Origin of the sequence: Amycolatopsis vancoresmycina, from assembly GCF_000716785.1 — a bacterium.
In the GTDB taxonomy this organism is placed as follows: Bacteria; Actinomycetota; Actinomycetes; order Mycobacteriales; family Pseudonocardiaceae; genus Amycolatopsis; species Amycolatopsis vancoresmycina.
Genome location: NZ_JNYY01000019.1, coordinates 105,638 through 122,063 on the forward strand (window position 1 = coordinate 105,638; position 16,426 = coordinate 122,063).

12 protein-coding genes are annotated in these 16,426 nt (G+C 73.7%); 5 read left to right on the forward strand and 7 right to left on the reverse strand.

The window, feature by feature from the left end; genetic code table 11:
* Positions 1-57 precede the first annotated feature (57 nt).
* Positions 58-2,514, forward strand: coding sequence for a M14 family zinc carboxypeptidase (locus OO60_RS35505; protein WP_003077904.1), 2,457 nt, complete (start codon positions 58-60; stop codon positions 2,512-2,514).
* Positions 2,515-2,560: 46 nt separating this feature from the next.
* On the opposite strand, the gene OO60_RS35510 is transcribed toward OO60_RS35505, so the two are convergent.
* The 4 genes from OO60_RS35510 to OO60_RS35525 form a co-directional block, all read right to left on the reverse strand.
* Entirely contained in the window at positions 2,561-3,166 is a 606-nt protein-coding gene (locus OO60_RS35510; protein ID WP_033263004.1) for a LysE family translocator, read from the reverse strand.
* A gap of 106 nt (positions 3,167-3,272) precedes the next feature.
* A complete protein-coding gene (locus OO60_RS35515; RefSeq protein ID WP_033263030.1) occupies positions 3,273-4,367 on the reverse strand; it encodes a DnaJ domain-containing protein in 1,095 nt (364 codons plus the stop codon).
* A 392-nt stretch (positions 4,368-4,759) separates the two neighbouring features.
* Positions 4,760-6,343 (reverse strand): AMP-binding protein, encoded by a 1,584-nt coding sequence (locus OO60_RS35520; protein ID WP_033263005.1) that lies wholly within the window; start codon positions 6,341-6,343, stop codon positions 4,760-4,762.
* 135 nt (positions 6,344-6,478) lie between these two features.
* A complete protein-coding gene (locus OO60_RS35525; protein WP_155848854.1) occupies positions 6,479-7,285 on the reverse strand; it encodes a hypothetical protein in 807 nt (268 codons plus the stop codon).
* Positions 7,286-8,024: 739 nt separating this feature from the next.
* Here OO60_RS35525 and OO60_RS35535 point away from each other — a divergent pair.
* Both OO60_RS35535 and OO60_RS35540 read left to right on the forward strand, forming a co-directional pair.
* The gene (locus OO60_RS35535) at positions 8,025-8,978 is read left to right on the forward strand and encodes a TIGR03557 family F420-dependent LLM class oxidoreductase (protein ID WP_003065812.1); all 954 of its coding nucleotides are present in this window, start codon (positions 8,025-8,027) and stop codon (positions 8,976-8,978) included.
* A 58-nt stretch (positions 8,979-9,036) separates the two neighbouring features.
* On the forward strand, positions 9,037-9,546 hold the full coding sequence (locus tag OO60_RS35540; protein WP_003065815.1) for a DinB family protein: 510 nt from the start codon (positions 9,037-9,039) through the stop codon (positions 9,544-9,546).
* 2 nt (positions 9,547-9,548) lie between these two features.
* Here OO60_RS35540 and OO60_RS35545 read toward each other — a convergent pair whose 3' ends face one another.
* From OO60_RS35545 to OO60_RS35555, 3 genes are all read right to left on the reverse strand, one after another.
* Entirely contained in the window at positions 9,549-10,268 is a 720-nt protein-coding gene (locus OO60_RS35545) for a transporter substrate-binding domain-containing protein (RefSeq protein ID WP_033263006.1), read from the reverse strand.
* 25 nt (positions 10,269-10,293) lie between these two features.
* Positions 10,294-11,385, reverse strand: coding sequence for an aldose epimerase family protein (locus OO60_RS35550; protein ID WP_003065820.1), 1,092 nt, complete (start codon positions 11,383-11,385; stop codon positions 10,294-10,296).
* A gap of 70 nt (positions 11,386-11,455) precedes the next feature.
* Positions 11,456-12,697 (reverse strand): PucR family transcriptional regulator, encoded by a 1,242-nt coding sequence (locus tag OO60_RS35555; protein ID WP_051767857.1) that lies wholly within the window; start codon positions 12,695-12,697, stop codon positions 11,456-11,458.
* Positions 12,698-12,971: 274 nt separating this feature from the next.
* Here OO60_RS35555 and OO60_RS35560 point away from each other — a divergent pair, with 274 nt between their 5' ends.
* Together OO60_RS35560 and OO60_RS35565 are read left to right on the forward strand one after the other, a co-directional pair.
* Entirely contained in the window at positions 12,972-15,026 is a 2,055-nt protein-coding gene (locus OO60_RS35560; protein ID WP_033263007.1) for an MMPL family transporter, read from the forward strand.
* On the forward strand, positions 15,023-16,408 hold the full coding sequence (locus tag OO60_RS35565; protein WP_033263008.1) for an MFS transporter: 1,386 nt from the start codon (positions 15,023-15,025) through the stop codon (positions 16,406-16,408). The genes OO60_RS35560 and OO60_RS35565 overlap by 4 nt, the downstream gene beginning before the upstream one ends.
* The last annotated feature ends 18 nt before the right edge of the window (positions 16,409-16,426 follow it).

Consider the following 16,426-nt stretch of genomic DNA (forward strand, 5'->3'; position numbering starts at 1 on the left):
TGCCGGCCTCGGTCAAGGAGGTCGCTTCCTGTGGGGAATTCACCAAGACGGCTGGTGATGCTGGCTTCGGCCGTCGCACTGGCCGGAACGTTCGTCGCGCTGCCGGCCGGAACCGCCGGCGCCGCGCAGAACATCCTGCGTGCCGACAAGTCCGTCGCTCGCTCGTGCTTTGCGAAACTGCAGCCCACGGGCACCGCGGGCACCGATCGCCGCGAGGTCACGTCCACCGTGGACGGTCTCGTCCAGGCGCGGCTCAAGCCGGCCCAGGGTGCCGAGGGCGACTGGGACGTCGCCGTGTTCGACAAGGCCACCGGTGCGGTGGTCGCCGCCTCGGCGGCGTTGCGCACCCACGAACTCGCCGAAAGCTTCGTCAAGAAGGGGCAGGCACTCGTCGTCCAGGGCTGCCGGTACGGCGGCCCCGCCGACCGGGCCCAGCTGGGGATCGACTTCCTGGCGCTGACGCCGCAGGGCACGCCGACGGGCGCCCAGCGCGCGGAACTCGTCCGCGTCGAGACGCCCACGCGCGCCGACAAGAACAAGCTGACCGCCCTCGGCCTCGACGTCACCGAAAAGGGCGACGCGACCGGCGTCGAGGTCGTGCTCGCCGGCGACGCCGACCGCAAGACGCTGAAGGACAGCGGCTTCAAGTCGAAGGTCATCGAAGCGGACCTGTCGGCCAAATCGGTCCAGGACGCCAAAACCGACCGCCAGTACGCCGCGACGACGGCCGCTTCGGCGCTGCCCTCCGGGCGTACCAGCTACCGGCACCTCTACGAGTACAACTTCGAGATGAAGGAACTCGCCCGCAAGAACCCGAACCTGGTTTCGGCGTTCACCATGCCGGAATCGACGTGGGAGGGCCGGGACGTCGTCGGCGTCGAAATCGCCACCGACGTCAAGAACATCACCGACGGCAAGCCGGTGAACTTCACCATGGGCGTGCACCACGCCCGGGAGTGGCCGGCCGCCGAGCACGTCATGGAATGGGCGTACGAGCTGGTCAACGGCTACTCGCGGGACGCCGCCATCCGGTCGCTGGTCGGCAAGACGCGCAACATCGTCGTGCCGATCGTGAACCCGGACGGCTTCGAGATCTCCCGCGAGGCCGAGCCCAAGGGCGACTTCACCCGCTTCGACTACGAGATGAAGCGGAAGAACTGCAACGTCAACGACTCGCCGCCGCAGTTCGCGACCGGCGTGTGCAAGGCGAACCCGGGCGGCCGCCTGCGCGGCACCGACCCGAACCGCAACTACGCGGGCTTCTGGGGCGGCAACGGCGCCGAGATCGCCTGGAGCGGTGACACCTTCCGCGGGTCCGCGCCGTTCAGCGAGCCCGAGGTGCGCAACGTGCGCTCGATCGTGGCTTCGCGCCAGGTGACCAACCTGCTGACGATGCACACCGTCGCGGCGCTGGTGCTGCGCCCGCCGGGCGTGGCGGACGTCCGCGCGCCGCTCGAGGAGCCGGCCTACAAGGCCCTCGGCGACAAGCTGGCCTCGCGCAACGGCTACACGAGCGAGCCGAGCTGGGCGCTCTACGACACGACCGGCACCACCGAGGACTGGTCGTACTGGGCCACCGGCGGCTGGGGCTTCACGATCGAGGTCGGCGGCAACGGCTTCCACGGGCCGTACGCCGACAGCGTCGTGGCCGAGTACGCGGGCCTCGCCCCCGCGGCCGGCGCCGGCAAGGGCGGCAACCGCCAGGCGTTCCTGGACATGCTGGGCAACGCGGCCGACCCGCAGCAGCACTCGACGCTGATCGGCTCGGCGCCCAAGGGCTACCAGCTCAAGCTGCACAAGACGTTCCAGACGCCGACGTCGCCGGTGATCCAGCCGGACGGCTCCACCAAGCCGCCGATCTACTACACCGACGACCTGAACTCGAAGTTCACCGCCACCGGCGGGCGCTTCGCGTGGTCGGTCAACCCGTCGACGCGGCCGTACGTCGCCGGCCGGTACGGGCGCGACCCGCAGGGCCCGGCGCAGCAGGGCTTCCCGGTCACCAACCCGGCGGGCGTGCCGGCGATCAACCAGAACTACCCCGTCGACCCCGCGGGTGACTCGTTCACCTTCCACGTCGACGGCCTGCCGAAGGTCGACAACGGGAAGTTCAGCGTCAACGTCAACTGGAAGAGCACCTCGACCGACTGGGACCTGTACGTCTACGACTCGGCCGGCAACCTGGTCAGCTCGTCGGCGAACGGCGGCACGACGTCCGAACACGCCGTGCTGTTCGACCCGCCCGCGGGCGACTACCGGGCCGTGGTGGTCAACTACGACCAAGCCGACCCGAACGCGGTCGACGACTGGACCGGTGACGTGTCGTTCTCGTCGCCGATCCCGCCGACGTACGGGACGAAGGAGGCGTACCAGCTGACGTGCTCGTCGCCGAGCGGCAAGCTCGTCGGCGTGGCGGACGTCTTCGCCGACCGCGGCCAGACGGTCGACGTCGGCGAGGTCTGCACCCGGTCCGCGCACGCGCAGAAGCAGCGCGCGTCGGGCGGCGTGCGGTAGTTCCCGGTTCGTTCGTGAAGGCCTCCTCGTTCGCGCGAGGGGGCCTTCACGGCGTTACGGCGAGGGTGATGCCCAAGGCGACGAGAACCGTGCCCACGACGCGGCTCAGGGCCGGTTTCGCGTGGGCGTACCAGCGCTGGGTGGCGGGCGAGGAGAACAGCAGGGCGACGCTCAGGTGCCACCCGGCCGAGGCGGCGACGATCAGCGCGACCGCGGCGGCCTTGACGGCGGTGGGTTCGGTGGGCGGCAGCGCCGCGGTGAGGACGCTGCCGAAGAACGCCGCGGCCTTCGGATTGGTGAGGTTGCTGAGCACGCCGCGGCGGAACGCGTTGCCGCGGGCTTCGGGCGGGGCGGTTCCCGGGGTCCTGGCGGTCAGCCACAGACGGAGGCCGAGCCAGGCCAAGTAGCCGCCGCAGACGACCCGCAGGGCGGTGGCGAGCCACGGTTCCCGCGCGAGCAGCGAGCCCAGCCCGAAGACGGCGACGGCGGCCAGCAGCCCGCCCGCGGCGACGACACCGAGCGCAACGGCGACGGCGGCGCGCCGGCTCCCGGCGGCGGCCGTGTGGGCGATGAGGACGAAGTTGGGGCCGGGGGAGACGGCGGCCGGGAGGTAGGCGAGGAGGACGGTGCCGAGGGTCGCGACGGGGCTCATCGCGCCGGAACGCCTTCGCCGGTCCTGGGGCCGGCGTCGTGCGGAAGGCGGCGGGACGACCCCGGAACTGTCGGTGTCCTCGGGTAGCGTGGAAAACGGGGGCTGCTCACGCGGCCCGGCCGCCGCCGACGACCTGGTCGCGCATCGTCCGCAGCGTCTCGTGGTCCACAGTGGACGGATCCGCGGCCAGCCACTCGCCGATCTCGTGCAGGAACTCCTCCGGCGTCATCGGCGCCACGGGCAGGTCGCCGGGGTCGGCCGTGGTCAGGTCGCCGCTGCGGCTCGGGTACACGATCATCGCCCCGCGCAGCGCCACGCCCGGCAGCAGCTCGCGGTAGGCCGCCAGGCTCTCGGCGAGCCGGCTGCCGCCGCCGCGGAACGGCCGCCCGTTGCGCAGGAGCCGGCCGTCCTCGGCCGTCTCGTAGTGCCCGGGCAGCCACAGCTTCGACTCGATCAGCACCAGCCGCTTGCCGCACAGCACCGCGTGGTCCACGTCGGCGAACACCGAGCCCGGCCAGGCGAGGCCGTGGAAGATCCGGGCGCCCGGCAGCCGGGTCAGGTAACCCTCGAGCAGGTCGGCCGTGAGCCGCTCGGCCAGCTCGTCGCGCTCGGTGCCCGGCGCGCCGAAGACGGTGCGGCCGCCGAACTCCGCGGCGTACGCCTCGCGGGCCTTCGCGGCCCGCAGGTACCCGCGCGCCAGGCGCTGGACCAGCAGGGCCGTGCCGGCGGTGAGCAGCAGCCAGACGATGAGCACCGGCGTGCTGAACCCGACGCCGGTGACCAGCGGCAGCAGCACGAGCACCATCCCGGCCACCGCGACGACCACCGGCGTGTGCCCCGGCCCGCGGCGGCGGCCGTGCCGCATCCGGGTGTCCTCGACGGCGATGTGCCACCAGCTCAGGTCTTCGGCGTCGAGGTCGGGCAGGTCGGGGACGAACCCGGGCTCGTCGCCGAACCGCCGCCGGGGGCGCGGCCGGACCGGCACCGCCACCGGCACCACGGTGGCGCCGCCGTCGTAGCGCGCGCGGGCCGCCGGGTCGCTCAGGACGTCGTAGGCCTCGCGCAGCAGCCGGAACGTGCCGACCGTGCCGCCGCCGTCCGGGTGCATGGTCTTGGCCAGCCGGCGGTAGGCCGTCTTGACGTCGGCCGCCGTGGCGTCCCGGCGGACGCCGAGCACCTCGTAGTAGTCGACCTCGGGCACGCGGGCGTTCACCTCCGGATGGCTGCGCGAAGACTTTATGGGGTCGGGTCGCGGGCGCTGTCACCGCCTCGGCGGCGCGCCGGGGTGATGCTCCTCGGTGCAGGTCAGGGGCGTGTGCAGGGTTTTGCCGCTCGTGGTGGGGAATGCGGCGGTGGTGCCCGCGGGGCGGCGGGGGCCGGCCCGGCACTGTCCATTGAGGACTGAATGTCACCCGGAAGTGTTGTTGCGCTGGGGAAAGACGGGTTCTCCGTGACGTTTCGTAGTCTCAATCCACTCGAATGGCCGTGAACATGTGTTCGAATGTTCGGCTAGTCTGGGGGCATGTCCTCGACACCCCTCAGACGTGACGGGCCCACCGCCACCCCACCTCGGCAGCGGGCCCGTCACCCTCGTCAGCGCTCGCGCAGCAGGTACCGCTGCAGCTTGCCGCTGGCGTTGCGCGGCAGCGCGTCCAGGAACCGCACCCGGCGCGGGTACTTGTACGGCGCGGCAACGGCTTTGGCGTGCTCCTGCAGGGCGTGCACGACGTCCGGGCCCGGGGCGACGCCGGGCCGCAGCACGACGAAGGCGGTGACGACGGCACCCCGGTCCGGGTCGGGGGTGCCGACCACCGCGCATTCGTCGACGTCCGGATGGGTCAGCAGCACCTCTTCGACCTCGGGAGCCGCGATGTTGTAACCGGAAGAGACGATCATGTCGTCGCTGCGCGCCACGAACCGGAAGTAGCCGCCGGGCTCGCGGACGTAGGTGTCGCCGGTGATGTTCCAGCCGTCGCGCACGTAGCCGGTCTGCCGCGGGTCGCCGAGGTAGCGGCAGCCGGTGGGGCCCTGGACCGCGAGCAGCCCGGGCGTGCCGTCCGGCGCGGGACGGCCGTCGAGGTCCAGGACGGCGGCGCGGAAGCCGGGGACCACCTTGCCGGTCAGGCCGGGACGCACGTCGTCGTCGGCGGCGGAGATGAACACGTGCAGCAGCTCCGTGCTGCCGATGCCGTCGATGAGCGGCCGTCCGACGACCTCGCGGTACCGCTCGGCCACGGCGGCGGGCAGCGCTTCCCCGGCGGAGACGGCGCGGCGGACCCCGGCCAGGAGGGGGCCGTCGCCGGCGCCGAGGATCGCGCGGTAGGCGGTGGGCGCGGTGAACAGCACCGTCACCGCGTGCTCGGCGACGGCCGACGCCAGCTCACGGGGGGTCGCGCGCTCCAGCAGGAGCACCGACGCGCCGGCGTGCAGCGGGAACACCAGCAGGCCGCCCAGGCCGAAGGTGAAGGCCAGCGGCGGGGTCCCGCAGAAGACGTCGCCGCCGGTGGGGCGCAGCACGTGCCGGGAGAAGGTGTCGGCGATGGCGAGCAGGTCGCGGTGGAAGTGCATGGTGGCCTTCGGCGTCCCGGTGGTGCCGGAGGTGAAGGCGAGCAGGGCGACGTCGTCGGCGGCGGTCGGCACGTCGGCGAAGGTCGCCGGGTGGCGGGCGCAGCGGCCGGCGAGTTCGGTGCCGTAGGACACCGCGGGCAGGCCGGGCGGCAGTTCGTCGAGGAGGCGCTCGTCGCACAGGGCGACCGTGGGCTGCGCGCGTTCGGTGATCTTGCCGAGCTCGTGGCGGCGCAGCATCGGCATCGTCGTGACGGCGACGGCCCCGGCCTTGAGGACGCCGAGCCAGCACGCCGCGAGCCACGGCGTGTTGGTGCCGCGCAGCAGCACGCGGTTGCCGGGCACGACGCCGAGCTCGGCGCTGAGGACGTGCGCGACCCGGTTGGCGCGCGCCAGGACGTCGCCGTAGGTCCACGTCTCGGCCGGCGAGCGCAGGCAGGGACGGTCCGGCCCGAGCCGGGCGGCGGTGCCGTCGAGCAGCACCGTCGCGGCGTTGAGCTGCTCGGGGTAGTGCAGCTCCGGCAGGTCGAACACGAGCCGCGGCCACTGCTCGGCCGGCGGCAGCCGGTCGCGGCAGAAGGAGTCGGTGTGAGCGCTGGGAGTAAGCCTCATCGCAGCCCCTCCGTCTCGGCTGTCCCGGCCGCAGGATCGCCCGGCCCAGGGCAATGTAACACCGGTTGCGACCGTCGAGAAGGCGCAATGTCGCACGGTTGACGACGGCTACCCGGGGGCGATGAGGAGTGACGCTCAGTCGGCGGCCAGCGCGTCGAGTTCGGCGATGATGGCGGGGTAGGCCTCCGGGCAGCGATCGACCAAGTCCTCGACGACGTGGGCCCAGTCGTCCTCGGTCAGCTCCTTGAGCAGCGCCTCCTCGGGGGACAGGTCCTTGGTGGGCGGTCCGAAATAGCGGGCGGGGACCACGGAGATCGCCGTCTCGTACCGCCGTTCCCCGATGAAGGTGCCTGCGCCGGAGGTTTCCTCGGCGACCTCGGTCAAGCTCCTGATCCGGGTGGAGCACAGCCTCACCACCCGTCGTGCCTGCCCGGCCACCAGCCTGAATCCGGCTTTGAGGTCTTCCTCGGCCGGTGGGGCGACGGCCGCGAGGCGGCCGATCAGGTCGCGCGTGCGGGCGCGGTCACCCCAGTCCGCCGTGACCGCGATCATCCGAAGCAGGCCGCTCATCGTGTCGATGGGATCGGTGAAGGCCTCGACGAGTTGCTCGGCCTCGTCCAGCAGATCCCCGTCACGCGTGTCGCGGGCCACCAGCAGGACCGCGGCCGCGCGGTCCCGGAGGTCGTCAGCCTTCCGGGCGACGGCTCGCGCGCGTTCGGGGAGACCGGCGGCCAAGGCAGCTCGGATGAGGTCGAGCCGCGGCCGCCACTCCAGGGCCGGGTCGGCCACCCGGGACAGCGCCCGCTCGGCGCGGTCGAGTTCAGCTGCCGCCACCGCGCCTTCGGTGACGGCAGCCCACGCGGAGGCGCGCGCTTTCGGATCGGTCAACCGGGCGGCTTGGTGTTCCGCCCGGTCGAAATCCCCGTGGTCGGCCATGGCCATGATCCACAGCACGGAGATCCCCTGGTCCCGCACACCGACGAGCCCGCGGGCCCGGCGGCTGCACCGGGAGCAGGGCCGCGATGCTGTGGCCGTCCGGGCTGCCGTCGCGGCCCAGGTCTTCGTCGAGGCCGTCCACGACCAGGGCGAACTGTTCCCCGCGACGGCGGCAGTCCTGCGCCACCTCGGCGAGCAGACCCCGCAGCTGGGCCTCGCGGGTCGCATCCGTCGACGGCGGGAGCGGGGTGCCGCGGACCGCGCAGAGCTGCTCGAGCACGTTGTCGACGAACGCGCGGCGATCGCTCTGGCCGGGCTGGCTCCCGGTGATGAAGAACGCGACCAGCCGGACCCCGGGCGGCGGGTTCAGCACGAACGTGGTCAGCAACGCGGACTTCCCCGACCAGGCATCGGCCTGCCACCAGGCATACGCGCCCTCGGTGTCCGGCGAAGTGCAGAACCGGGCGAGCTCCGCGAGTTCGTCCTCGCGATCGACCAGGCTCGGCGGCGCGAGGGACTCGACGCGGGTCAGGTAGTGGCTCCGCACGGGACCGGACCCGCCGGCGTGCACGTCGCCCCGTACCGTCCCGACCTGGACCACCGGCCCCGTGAAGTGGCCCGAAGCGGAGTTCGTCACCTCGCCATCATCCCGGGCCGGGGACCGCCGGGCCGCGTTGTCCGGGAACTGTCACGTCCGCCGCCGACGAGTGGTTTCGGCCGCCGTGCCGGTGGTAGCCGGGGGGGCATGGTGAGTGTCGGCTACTTCCTATCCTCCGAAGAGTTCTCCCCGCGTGAGCTGGTCCGGCAGGCCCGGCTCGCCGAGGCCGCCGGGTTCCGGCGGCTGTGGATCTCCGACCACTTCCACCCCTGGCTCGGCGAACAGGGGAACAGCCCGTTCGTGTGGTCGGTGATCGGGGCGCTCAGCGAAGTCACCTCGCTGCCGATCTCCACCGCCGTGACCTGCCCGATCATCCGGATGCACCCCGTGCTGGTCGCGCAGGCGGCCGCCACCGCCGCCGTGCAGTGCGAGGGGCGGTTCGGGCTCGGGGTCGGGACCGGGGAAGCGCTCAACGAGCACGTCACCGGGCAGCCGTGGCCGCCGCCGCAGGTGCGGCTGGAGATGCTCGAAGAGGCCGTCGACGTCATCCGCGCCCTGCACAGCGGCGAGGAGGTCAACCACCGCGGGCAGTACTACACCGTGGACCACGCCCGGCTCTACACCCTGCCGGACGAGCCCGTCCCGATCTACGTCTCCGCGTTCGGCCCCGAAGCCACCGAGCTCGCCGCCCGCACCGGCGACGGCTTCTGCACCGTGACGCCGGACGCCGGGCTGGTGCGGAAGTACCGCGAGGCGGGCGGCGGTGACCGGCCGGTGCAGGGCGGGCTGAAGGTGTGCTGGGCGAACTCCGAAGCCGAGGGCGTCCGGACCGCGCACCAGCGGTGGCGCAACGAACTCCTGCCCGGGAAGCTGCCCTCGACGCTGCCGACCCCGGCCGACTACGAGGCCGCGGCGAGCCTGGTGACCGAGGACATGGTGCGCGAGCAGTTCGCGTGCGGCCCGGACGCCGACCGGCACGTCGAAGCCGTCCGCGAGTTCGCCGACGCCGGGTTCGACGAGGTGTACGTCCAGCAGATCGGGCCGGACCAGGACGCGTTCTTCGAAGCCTGGCGCACGCAGGTGCTGCCGCGGCTGGCCTGAGGCGGATCACCCCGGCGTGGCGCGCGTCCCGGGCCGCCGCCCAGTAGCGTTTTCGATCATGGCCGAGACGCCCGAACCCCCGCCCACCTTGGCCGATTCGCGCGCCTTGCTGCTGGGCTACCTCGACCACAACGCCACCGCCGTGTTGCGCAAGCTCGACGGCCTCTCCGACCGCGACGCCCGCCGCAGCGTGGTGCCGTCGGGGTGGACGCCGCTGGGCATGGTCAAGCACCTCGCCTGCACCGAACGCTTCTGGGTGCGGTACCTGTTCACCGGCGAGGACGTCGACTTCACCTGGCCCGGGACCGCCGACCGGGAGGGGTTCGGCGCCCCGGCGGAATCCGCCGCGGACCTCACGGCCTTCTTCCGCGCCGAGCGCGAGAACTGCGCCCGGCTCGCCGCGGTGACCCCACTGGAGGGCCGGGCCGCCCGCACGGTCCGCCGCGGCGGCGCCGAAGAGCACCCCACGTTCGCGTGGATCCTGTTCCACCTGGTCCAGAACTTCGCCCGGCACGCCGGCCACATGGACGTCGGCCGCGAACTGATCGACGGCGTGACCGGCCGGTGACGTCAGGCCGGGGGCGCGACCGTCGTGTCCGGCCGGCCCGCGCGGCGCAGCGCGTCGGCGACGAACCCGCTCGCCTTCAGCTCCTCCACGAGCTCGCGCAGGAACGCGATCGTCTCCGGACGGCGATCCGGGGTGGTGCCGACCGCCTGCCGGATTTCCATGAAGCGCTCGGGGAGCACCCGGGTCGCCGGGTGGGCGGCGGTGTAGGCGGTCATCGGCTGCCGGATCCCGGCCGCGACCTCGAGCCCCTGCGCCTCGAACGCCGTGACGCCGTCCTCGCCGCGCACGATCGTCGCGTGCCGCAGGGTCCGCGTCAGGTACAGGTCGTAGGCGGACCCCTGCTTCACGCCGACCCGGACGTCCGGGCGGTCGACGTCGGCGGGTGAACCGAACGGCGAGTCCTGCGCCACGACGTACACGCCTTCGATGACGACGTACGGCGCCGTGAACGCCACCTCGGCCGCGCGGGCCGGCTCGATCGCCAGGAAGCCGAGGTCGGCCGCCCCCGAGGTCAGCGCCTCGAACGACTTGCGGGCCGCGTCGAAGCAGACCAGCTCCACCGGCACGGCCAGCCGCGCGGCCACCTCGCGCGCGAGGTCGACGGTGACCCCGCCCGGCTCCTCCGGCGTGCCGTGGGCGAGCACCGGATTGCCGAGGTTGATGGCGGCGCGCAGGGTGCCCGCGGGCGCGAGGTCGGTGGCGACGGCGGAAAGGTCTCCCATGATCGGCGAGCGTAGCGCGGGCCGCTCAGGCCGGCGGCGGCTCGTCCGCCGTGGTCAGCGCGAACACCGTCTCCTGGTGGTAGACCTCGCCCGGCCGCAGGACCGTGCCCGGGAAGTCCGGGCGGTTCGGGGCGTCCGGGAAGTGCTGCGCCTCCAGCGCGAAGCCCGCGCCGCGGTGGTAGGGACGGCCGCTGGTGCCGGTCAGGCCGGCGGTGAGGTAATTGCCCGAGTAGAACTGCAGGCCCGGTTCGGTCGTCCGGACCGTGAGCAGGCGGCCGGAGGCCGGGTCCCACGCGCGGGCGGCGAACGGCGCGCCGCCGTCGAGCACCCAGTTGTGGTCGTAGCCGTGCCCGATCGCCAGCTGCGGGTCGGGCTCGCCGAGCCGGGCGCCGATGGGCACCGGCCGGCGGAAGTCGAACGGCGTGCCCTCGACCGGGGCCGGCGCGCCGGCCGGGATGAGGTCCTCGCCGGTGGGGCAGTACCGGCTCGCGGCGAGCTGCAGCCACTGCTCGTGGACGTCGCCGGAGCCTTCGCCGGCCAGGTTCCAGTAGGTGTGGTTGGTCAGGTTGACCACCGTCGGCGCGTCCGTGGTCGCGCGGTAGGTGATGCGCAGCCGGTCGCCGGCGTCGACGCGGTAGGTGACCTCGGTCTCGAGCCGGCCGGGGTAGCCCTGGTCGCCGTCCGGGCTGACCAGGGTGAGCCGCAGCGCCACGCCGTCGTCGTCGCGGACCTCCGTGGCCGACCAGACCCGCGTGTCGAACCCGGCGGGGCCGCCGTGCAGGCTGTTCTTGCCGTTGTTGAGCGGCACCCGGTACTGGACGCCGTCGAGGGTGAAGGTGCCGCCGGCGATCCGGTTGGCGAACCGGCCGATCAGCGCGCCGAGGAAGACCCGGTCGGCGCCGGGCCGGTTGTTGGCGACGTACCCGGCGAGGTCCGGGAAGCCGAGGACGACGTTGCCCGGCCGGCCGTCGCGGTCCGGCGCGTCCAGTGACTGGATGACGCCGCCGTAGTCGAGCACGCGCACGGTCAGCCCGCCGGGGCGGCCGAGCGTGTACCGGTGGACGTCCGTGCCGCCGGCGCGGCCGAAGAACTCCCGGGTCGGTGCGGGTGCGGGCATCGGCACGTCCTCCAACCGGCTGTTAGCGCTAACAGCCTCGGGAAACCCTAGGCTCGGGTGTCCCGCGCGGTCAAGCGTGGTCGGCCGGGGTACCCAGCAGCCGGTGGGCGGTCAGCGCCAGCTGGATCTCCAGCCGTTTCGCCGGATCCGCGAGGTGGTCGCCGAACAACTCGCCCAGCTGGCTCACCCGGTAGCGGACCGTCTGCGGGTGGATCTTCAGCGCCTGGGCGATCTCCGGGGTGCTTCCGTTGTGCTCCAGCCAGCACAGCAACGTCTCGGCCAGCCGGGTCCGCTGCTTCACCGTCAGGCCCGCGAGCGGGGCGAGGACCTTCGCCGACAGCTCGTCGAGCAGGAACCGGTCGGCGAGCAGCCAGTGCGTCGCCAGGTGGTCGGCCGTGTGGGTGACCGGGTGGTCGCCGGCCAGGCCGCGGCGGACCAGGTCGAGCGTGCGGCGGGCCCACTGCAGCGACGTCGCCGCGTCGGCCGGGCGGACCCGGGGGCCGACGGCCGCGCGCCAGCCCGGCAGGCGGCCTTCGAGGCCGCGCAGGTCCCGCTCCGGGTTCGGGGTGAGCAGGCACGGCTCGGGACCTTCGAGGTCGAGCAGCACGTCGGCGGCGACCTGCGGGGTCGGCGGCGGCTGCTGCTCGGTCCGCGGATCGAGCGCGACGACCGCGACCCGGTCCGGGATGGGCCACTGCGCCGCCTTGGCCATCGTCGCCAGCGCGGCCGGGGACGACGGCGGGGTCGCGAGCAGCAGTTCGAACAACCGCCGGCGACGGCGCTCCAGCGTGCCCGTCGCCATCGCCTGCGCCAAGGTGTACCCCTCGACCGAGTACGAGGAAATCTCTTCCACGTAAGCGAATATGGCTTCGGCGCCGACGCACAGCACCGCCGCCGGGAACCGGTGGGCCTGGCCCAGTTCGGCCACGTACCGCCACGCCGCGCGGCCGCCCGCGCGGTAGGCGGCCTGCAGGGAGTTGAGGCTGCCGCCGTCGTGGTGGACGCGTTTCCCGATCTCCACGAACAACTTCGGCCAGGTGTCCGGTGTGGACACCGGATCGCCGATGCTGTCGATGCAGCTGCCCACCGCCTGCTCGATCGCCAGCACGATCATCTTGCCGAACTCGCCTTCGAGCGGCTTGGCGTATTCCGGCACGGCGTGCTGGACCTCGTCGAGGATCCGCCGGGCGAGCGGATCGGCGTGCGGCCGGAACCGCCGCGCGAGTTCCGCCGGCAGCGAGCACCACAGCTGACGCGCCCGGCCGGTGCCCCGCGGGTGCGGGATCGCCGCCTGCGTGATCGTCCCGGTCATGGCACACCCCGCAGCTCATGGGAAGTCCGCGCCGGCGTTGGCGCGACGCCATGTACTCACACGGGAACGGGATTGGCAACCGCCACCCCTGCCGCCGGATCGGGTTCTGTCACCGCAGGACCAACGGCCGCCCCGGCAATTGTCACCCGCCCGACAAAGGCCGGAACACTCATCGCGGCAAAGGTTTCCGCGATCCGATTTGTGAACCGGGACGGTATCTTCGCGCCCCTGCTGGTTGTTAGCGTGATCAACCGGCACGCAAAGGAGAACACCGATGACGGCGCTCGTTTCCTGGTGCTTCCGCCGGGCCGGCGTCGTCGCCGTGCTCTGGCTGGTGGCACTCGGCGGGCTCGCGGCCGCCGCGGTGCACACCGGCGCGGCCTTCCGCGACACGGTGGAACTGCCCGCCGCGGACAGCACCGCGGCGGCGCACCTGCTGGGGAGCACCGGATCCGCGGAACGGGTCGTCGTCCGTGCACCGGACGGGCCGGTCGACCGCGGCCCGGGCCGCGCCCGGCTCGACGCGTTCGCCGCCCGGCTGGCCGAGCTGCCGCACGTCGTCTCCGTCGCCCCGCCGCCCGGCGAAGTGTCGGCCGACCGGCGGACCGCGGTGCTCACCGTGCGGTTCGACGCGCCGGCCGCGGACCTCGGGCAGGGCACCGCCGACGCGTTCGCCGCCGTCGTCCGGGGCGCCTCGGGCCTGACCGCCGGTGCGTCCGGCGAACTCGCCGCGATGACGGCCGCCGCGCCGGACCTGGGCAACGCCGGGATCGGCCTGCTCGCCGCGGCCCTGGTGCTGCTGGTGGCCTTCGGCTCGGTGACCGGCGTCCTGCTGCCGATCGTCACCGCGTCGGTCTCGGTCGGCTGCGCCCTGGCCGCCGTGACACTGTTGTCGCACGTCATGACCATCCCGAAGATCAGCACCGAAATCGCCGCGCTGCTCGGGCTCGGCGTCGGCGTCGACTACGCGCTGTTCGTGCTCACGCGGTTCCGGCAGAGCCGCCGGGACGGCGCCGAGCCGGCCGCGGCACTGGCCGTGGCGGCGGCGACCTCCGGCCGCAGCGTCGTCTTCGCCGGTGTCACGGTGGGTGTCTCGCTGGCCGGGATGGTCACCGTCGGCCTGCCGTTCCTGGACGGGATCGCGGTGGCGGCCGCGGTTTCGGTGCTGCTGACCGCGTTCGCCGCGCTCACCCTGCTGCCCGCGCTGCTGCGGCCCGCCGCCCGCCGGATGCGCCCGGGACCGGACGGCGCGGACGGCCACTGGGCCCGGACGGCGCGGGCGGTGACCGCGCGGCCCGGCCCGTACACCCTCGCCGCGCTGCTGGTCGTGGCCGTCCTCGCGCTGCCCGCGACCGGCCTGCGGCTCGGCGTCCCGGACGCCGCGCTCGACCCGCCCGGCAGCGTCACGCGGACCGCCGCCACCTTGCTGGCGGAGGGGTTCGGGCCGGGCGCGGACGCGCCCTTGCTGGTGACGGGAACCGACGGCGCCTCGGTGGGCATGCTGCGGGAAGCGCTGCTCGCGAGCGCCGACGCCGGCCCGCCCACCCCGCTGCCCGGCGGCGGCTGGCTGCTCACGGTCGTCCCGCGGACAGCACCGGACGACCCGGCCACCGGCGCGCTGCTGGCTTCGACGCGGGTGATGGCCGACGTCATCGCCGGGCCGGGCACGCACGTCGGCGGCGCCGTCGCGGCCCGCGCGGACTTTTCCGCGGCCATCACCGGGCGGCTGCCGCTGTTCCTCGCCTCGGTCGTCGGGATTTCGGTGCTCCTGCTGGCCTGGGTTTTCCGCAGCGTGCTGATCCCGCTGACGGCGGCGGTGATGAACCTGCTGACCGCGGCCGCGACGACCGGCGCGGTGGTGTTCGCCTTCGGCGCCCCGATCGAGCCGTACCTGCCGGTGTTCCTGTTCGCCGGGCTGTTCGGGCTGTCGATGGACTACGAGGTCTTCCTCATCGCCCGCATCCAGGAAGCGTGGCGCCGCCACGGCGACACGCGGGCGAGCTGTAACAGCCGGGGCTTCGCCCCGGGCCGGGGGCTTCGCCACCCGGACCCCCTGAAAGCGGCCATCGTCGACGGCATCGCCGCGACGGGCCGGACCATCACCGCGGCCGCGTTGATCATGGCGCTCGTGTTCGTGTCGTTCGCCTTCGTGGACGCCCGGGTGGTGCGCGAGGCCGGCGTCGGGCTGACCGTCGCCGTGCTGCTGGACGCCGTCGTGGTCCGGTGCGTGCTCGTCCCGGCGGTGATGAGCCGGCTGGGCGCGGCGAACTGGTGGTTCCCGGGACGGCGGGCCGTGGCCGTCCGCGAGCCGATGGGGAGCGTGCGGTGACGCGGCGGACGTTGACCGTGCTCGCCCTGGGCGCGTTCGTGACCACGCTGGACAACACGATCGTCGCGGCGGGCGCGCCGTCGATCGCCCGCGACCTGGGCCTCGATGTCGGTGCCCTGCAATGGGTCGCGCTCGGCTACATGCTGCCGTTCGCCGGGCTGCTGCTGGTGGCGGGTGCGCTGGTGGACCGCTGGGGCCGCCGCCGCACGCTGACGGCCGCGTTGCTCGCGTTCGGCGCCGGGGCCGCCGCCGGCGGGCTCGGCGGGACGCTGTGGCTGCTGGTCGCCGCCCGCGTGCTGCAGGGTGCCGCGGCCGCCTTCCTCGTGCCGGGCCTGCTGAGCCTGCTGCGGACGAACCTCGACGCGCGCGGCCGGACGCTCGGCGCGGCGGTCTGGACCGCGTGCCTCGCGGCGGCGCTGGCCCTCGGCCCGCCGCTCGGCGGGGTGCTGAGCGAATACCTCGGCTGGAGCTGGATCTTCTTCGTCAACCTCCCGTTCGTGGCGGCGATGCTCGTGCTGCTGCCGTCGACCGCGCCGCCCGGCCGGGCCGCCGGCACCCGCGCGCCGCCGCTCGGGGCGATGGCCGCGGTGACGGCGAGCCTGGTGCTGCTCACCACCGCGCTGGCCGAACCGCGGATCGCGCAGCCCCTGGTCGCCGCGGGCGTGCTGCTCGCCGCCGGGTTCGCCGTCCGGGAACGGCGGGCGCGGGAACGGCTGATCCCGGCCGCCCTGACCGGGAACCGGGTGTTCGCGGGCTCGCTCGGGCTGCAGCTGCTGTGGGGCCTCGGCATCTCCGGGATCTTCTTCTTCACGCCGTTGCTGCACCAGGAGTTCCTGGGCCTCGGCCCGGTCGGCGCCGGGCTGCCGCTGGTGCTGGTCGCGGTCGCGGTGGCGGCCGCGACCCCGCTGGTTCCGGCGGTCACCGCCGGTGCCGGTCCACATCGGACGGTCGCGGCCGGGCTGGCGGTGGTCGGCGCCGGGCTGCTCGCCCTCGCCGCGGTGAACCACCTCCCGCAGCTGTGGCCGCGGGTGCCGGGCATGCTCCTGATCGGGGCGGGCTCGGCCTTCACCGTCCCGATGACGTCGCACGCGCTCGACGTGGTGGACCAGCGGTATTCCGGCACCGCTTCGGGACTGCTCACCGCGGCGCGGGAACTGTCGAGCGCCCTCGGTGTCGCCTTGATCGGCACGGTGCTGACGGCGGTGCGCGCGGCACGGCTGGAATCCGGCGTGCCCGCCGGGGCCGCGCTGGCCGGTGGCTACACCGCCGGGCTGCTCACCGCGGCCGGGCTGACGTTCGCCGGCGCCCTGCTCGCCGCCCGCGTGCTGCGGGACGGTTCGCCGATTATCTCGTCGCCGCATGACAAACGCGCTGTCCCGTAACCCGTTTCCCCATGAGTA